Annotated in this window: 2 tRNA genes and 3 rRNA genes; all 5 read left to right on the top strand. The window is 56.1% G+C overall.

Annotated features, from left to right (window positions below):
- Window positions 1-303 precede the first annotated feature (303 nt).
- A 16S ribosomal RNA gene (locus H4I92_RS00140) occupies window positions 304-1833 on the top strand.
- 109 nt (window positions 1834-1942) lie between these two features.
- Window positions 1943-2019: transfer RNA gene (locus H4I92_RS00135), tRNA-Ile, on the top strand.
- Between the two features lie 34 nt (window positions 2020-2053).
- Window positions 2054-2129: transfer RNA gene (locus tag H4I92_RS00130), tRNA-Ala, on the top strand.
- Window positions 2130-2430: 301 nt separating this feature from the next.
- Window positions 2431-5325 (top strand): 23S ribosomal RNA (locus tag H4I92_RS00125).
- Window positions 5326-5408: 83 nt separating this feature from the next.
- A 5S ribosomal RNA gene (gene rrf / locus H4I92_RS00120) occupies window positions 5409-5523 on the top strand.
- The 16S, 23S and 5S rRNA genes sit together here with 2 tRNA genes alongside, the layout of an rRNA operon.
- The last annotated feature ends 50 nt before the right edge of the window (window positions 5524-5573 follow it).

The raw sequence follows: 5573 nt of genomic DNA, 5'->3' as shown, positions 1-5573 counted from the left end.
AAACGTGTTGACGCCAACCTGTGCGGGTGTAGAATACGCATCTCTTTCGGGGCAACGGCCCACAGCGGCGGCGCTTTCGAGCGTTAGATGAGTTGTTCCGGGGATTGACAATTTTCTGAAATGCTTTAGAATTTTGTCTCTCCAATCAGGGGCTTAACGCCTTCTGAGGTTCTTTAACAAGTGGGTCAGATTATTTGTGTGGGCGCTGGCTGTGGTGGTCGGTGCGATCATCAAAGTCAGTGCTCGTTGATTCGAGTGCGGTCTTTGAGCTTGTATAACGATGGTACGCCATCGGAATGATTTAAACTGAAGAGTTTGATCATGGCTCAGATTGAACGCTGGCGGCAGGCCTAACACATGCAAGTCGAGCGGCAGCAGCTCCTTCGGGAGGCTGGCGAGCGGCGGACGGGTGAGTAACGCATGGGAACTTACCCAGTAGTGGGGGATAGCCCGGGGAAACCCGGATTAATACCGCATACGCCCTGAGGGGGAAAGCGGGCTCCGGCTCGCGCTATTGGATGGGCCCATGTCGGATTAGTTAGTTGGTGGGGTAATGGCCTACCAAGGCGACGATCCGTAGCTGGTCTGAGAGGATGATCAGCCACACCGGGACTGAGACACGGCCCGGACTCCTACGGGAGGCAGCAGTGGGGAATATTGGACAATGGGGGCAACCCTGATCCAGCCATGCCGCGTGTGTGAAGAAGGCCTTAGGGTTGTAAAGCACTTTCAGCAGGGAGGAAAAGCTGATCGTTAATACCGGTCAGTGTTGACGTTACCTGCAGAAGAAGCACCGGCTAACTCCGTGCCAGCAGCCGCGGTAATACGGAGGGTGCAAGCGTTAATCGGAATTACTGGGCGTAAAGGGCGCGTAGGCGGTTTGGTAAGCGAGTTGTGAAAGCCCCGGGCTCAACCTGGGAATGGCAATTCGAACTGCCAAGCTAGAATGCAGCAGAGGGCAGTGGAATTCCAGGTGTAGCGGTGAAATGCGTAGATATCTGGAGGAACACCAGTGGCGAAGGCGACTGCCTGGGCTGACATTGACGCTGAGGTGCGAAAGCGTGGGTAGCAAACAGGATTAGATACCCTGGTAGTCCACGCTGTAAACGCTGAGAACTAGTCGTTGGGGCTATTAGAGCCTTAGTGACGCAGCTAACGCGATAAGTTCTCCGCCTGGGGAGTACGGCCGCAAGGTTAAAACTCAAATGAATTGACGGGGGCCCGCACAAGCGGTGGAGCATGTGGTTTAATTCGACGCAACGCGAAGAACCTTACCTGGTCTTGACATCCTGCGAACTTGCTAGAGATAGCTTGGTGCCTTCGGGAGCGCAGTGACAGGTGCTGCATGGCCGTCGTCAGCTCGTGTCGTGAGATGTTGGGTTAAGTCCCGTAACGAGCGCAACCCTTGTCCTTAGTTGCCAGCGGTCCGGCCGGGAACTCTAGGGAGACTGCCGGTGACAAACCGGAGGAAGGTGGGGATGACGTCAGGTCATCATGGCCCTTACGGCCAGGGCTACACACGTGCTACAATGGGGCGCACAGAGGGCAGCAAGCGCGCGAGTGCAAGCGAATCCCTTAAAACGCCTCGTAGTCCGGATCGGAGTCTGCAACTCGACTCCGTGAAGTCGGAATCGCTAGTAATCGCAGATCAGAATGCTGCGGTGAATACGTTCCCGGGCCTTGTACACACCGCCCGTCACACCATGGGAGTGGACTGCACCAGAAGCGGTTAGTCTAACCTTCGGGAGGACGATCGCCACGGTGTGGTTCACGACTGGGGTGAAGTCGTAACAAGGTAGCCGTAGGGGAACCTGCGGCTGGATCACCTCCTTATCGACACGCCGGCGCCACGCCAGCGTCCACAACAAATAATCTGACCCGTTGTAAGAGCATGAACGAGATCTGGGCTGGGCCCGGAAGGGTGAAAGCCCTTGTTGAGTTTGGGTCTGTAGCTCAGTTGGTCAGAGCGCACCCCTGATAAGGGTGAGGTCGGTGGTTCAAGTCCACCCAGACCCACCAGAATTGCCCTCAGGTGCTTCTGGTTGGTGGCAAAGGGGCCGTAGCTCAGTTGGGAGAGCGCCTGCCTTGCACGCAGGAGGTCAGGAGTTCGATTCTCCTCGGCTCCACCAGTTTCGGCACCGGCGGTGGCCGGCGTGATCCAGAACGTGATCAAAGATGAGTTTTTTCGCGCTGAGAAAACTGATCTGTGATTTCGCATCACAATGCTCTTTAACAAAGTGGCAAGCAATGAATTGAAAGTCTGATGTTCATCGATGGCGATGACCGTTTGATGACACCAGTGGCGGTTTTTTGGAAAACCGAAGCGGTGTTGTCGAAAGGCCAATCGCGATCGTGGCACTGACTCAAGCGTTGAATCCGGCGTAATGGCAGTAGCCTGCGCGCACGCCGAGCGTGTGCTGCGGGTTATATAGTCAAGCGAATAAGCGCAAACGGTGGATGCCTTGGCAGTCAGAGGCGATGAAGGACGTGGCAGCCTGCGATAAGCGTCGGGGAGGTGGCAAACAACCTTCGATCCGGCGATTTCCGAATGGGGAAACCCACCTGGTTTCGGCCAGGTATCGGGTGCTGAATACATAGGCGCTCGAGGCGAACCCGGGGAACTGAAATATCTAAGTACCCGGAGGAAAAGAAATCAACCGAGATTCCCCAAGTAGCGACGAGCGAACGGGGATTAGCCCTTAAGCTTGTGGGTGGGTAGTGGAAGTGTCTGGAAAGTCACACCATAGAGAGTGATAGTCTCGTACGCGAAACGCGCCCATAAGTGAAATCGAGTAGGACGGGGATCGTGGAAACCTGTCTGAATACGGGGGGACCATCCTCCAAGGCTAAATACTCCTGACTGACCGATAGTGAACCAGTACCGTGAGGGAAAGGCGAAAAGAACCCCTGTGAGGGGAGTGAAATAGACCCTGAAACCGTTTGCGTACAAGCAGTGGGAGCACCCTGCGGGGTGTGACCGCGTACCTTTTGTATAATGGGTCAGCGACTTACTTTCAGTGGCAAGGTTAACCGTCTAGGGGAGCCGCAGGGAAACCGAGTCTTAAATGGGCGAACACAGTCGCTGGGAGTAGACCCGAAACCGGGCGATCTATCCATGGCCAGGGTGAAGGTCGGGTAACACCGACTGGAGGCCCGAACCCACCTATGTTGAAAAATGGGGGGATGAGTTGTGGATCGGAGTGAAAGGCTAATCAAGCCCGGAGATAGCTGGTTCTCCTCGAAAGCTATTTAGGTAGCGCCTCGTGTGTCACTGGCGGGGGTAGAGCACTGTTTGGGCTCGGGGGCCATCTCGGCTTACCAACCCCTTGCAAACTCCGAATACCGCCAAGTGCAATCACGGGAGACAGAGCATGGGTGCTAACGTCCGTGCTCAAGAGGGAAACAACCCAGACCGCCAGCTAAGGTCCCCAAGTACCGGTTCAGTGGGAAACGATGTGGGAAGGCACAGACAGCTAGGAGGTTGGCTTAGAAGCAGCCATCCTTTAAAGAAAGCGTAATAGCTCACTAGTCGAGTCGGCCTGCGCGGAAGATGTAACGGGGCTAAACCGGTCACCGAAGCTGCGGACGCCTTTTTTAAGGCGTGGTAGAGGAGCGTTGTGTACGCCTGCGAAGGTCAATCGAGAGGTTGGCTGGAGGTATCACAAGTGCGAATGCTGACATGAGTAACGATCAAGGAGGTGAAAACCCTCCTCGCCGGATGACCAAGGTTTCCTGCGCAACGCCAATCGGCGCAGGGTGAGTCGGCCCCTAAGACGAGACCGAAAGGTGTAGTCGATGGGAAACGGGTTAATATTCCCGTACCTCGCGTGACTGCGATGGGGGGACGGAGAAGGCTAGGCGGAGCCGGGCGAGTGGTTGTCCCGGTTCAAGCGAGTAGGCAGTGGCTGCAGGCAAATCCGCAGCCACAACGTCGAGACGCGATGACGAGCGCCCAAGGGCGCGAAGCCGCTGATGCCATGCTTCCAGGAAAAGCCTCTAAGCTTCAGGTCACGTGGGACCGTACCCCAAACCAACACAGGTGGTCAGGGTGAGAATCCCAAGGCGCTTGAGAGAACTCGGGTAAAGGAACTAGGCAAAATGGTGCCGTAACTTCGGGAGAAGGCACGCCGCGCTAGGGTGACGGGACTCGCTCCCCGAGCTCGAGGCGGTCGAAGATACCAGGCCCCTGCGACTGTTTACTAAAAACACAGCACTGTGCGAACTCGAAAGAGGATGTATACGGTGTGACGCCTGCCCGGTGCCGGAAGGTTAATTGATGGGGTTAGCATCCGTGCGAAGCCCTTGATCGAAGCCCCGGTAAACGGCGGCCGTAACTATAACGGTCCTAAGGTAGCGAAATTCCTTGTCGGGTAAGTTCCGACCTGCACGAATGGCGTAACGATGGGGGCGCTGTCTCTACCCGAGACTCAGTGAAATTGAAATCGCTGTTAAGATGCAGTGTATCCGCGGCCAGACGGAAAGACCCCGTGAACCTTTACTATAGCTTCACAGTGAACTTTGAGCAGTCTTGTGTAGGATAGCTGGGAGGCTTCGAAGCGATGACGCCAGTCATCGTGGAGCCGCCCTTGAAATACCAGCCTGGGTTGTTTGAGGTTCTAACTCAGTCCCGTTACCCGGGACGAGGACACTGTGTGGTGGGTAGTTTGACTGGGGCGGTCTCCTCCCAAAGCGTAACGGAGGAGCACAAAGGTGGGCTAAGCACGGTCGGACATCGTGCGGTTTGTGTAAAGGCACAAGCCCGCTTGACTGCGAGACATACTCGTCGAGCAGGTGCGAAAGCAGGTCTTAGTGATCCGGTGGTTCTGTATGGAAGGGCCATCGCTCAACGGATAAAAGGTACTCCGGGGATAACAGGCTGATACCGCCCAAGAGTTCACATCGACGGCGGTGTTTGGCACCTCGATGTCGGCTCATCACATCCTGGGGCTGAAGCCGGTCCCAAGGGTATGGCTGTTCGCCATTTAAAGTGGTACGCGAGCTGGGTTTAGAACGTCGTGAGACAGTTCGGTCCCTATCTGCCGTGGACGTTGGAGATTTGAGGAAAGCTGCTCCTAGTACGAGAGGACCGGAGTGGACGAACCTCTGGTGTTCCGGTTGTCACGCCCGTGGCATTGCCGGGTAGCTAAGTTCGGACAGGATAACCGCTGAAGGCATCTAAGCGGGAAGCCCCTTCCAAGATGAAATCTCCCCGGGCCCTCGAGGCCCCTCAAGAGCCGTCCAAGACCAGGACGTGGATAGGCCGGGTGTGGAAGCGCTGCGAGGCGTTAAGCTAACCGGTACTAATGGCTCGTGAGGCTTGACTATATAACACCCCAGCGCATGCTCCGGATCCAACGCTTGAGCCAGTGCCACCAACACCAGAGCCAATTGCTTGCCACCCCCTTTCGCCTGACGACCACAGCGAGTCGGAACCACCTGATCCCATGCCGAACTCAGAAGTGAAACGACTCAGCGCCGATGGTAGTGTGGGAGATCCCATGTGAGAGTAGGTCATCGTCAGGCCCCTACACCCAAAGCCCCGCCGGTACTCGCCGTGCGGGGCTTTTTTTTGT

It is taken from the genome of Vreelandella halophila, from assembly GCF_019903425.1.
GTDB lineage: Bacteria > Pseudomonadota > Gammaproteobacteria > Pseudomonadales > Oleiphilaceae > Halospina > Halospina halophila.
This window is presented reverse-complemented; position numbering and strand designations above follow the sequence as displayed.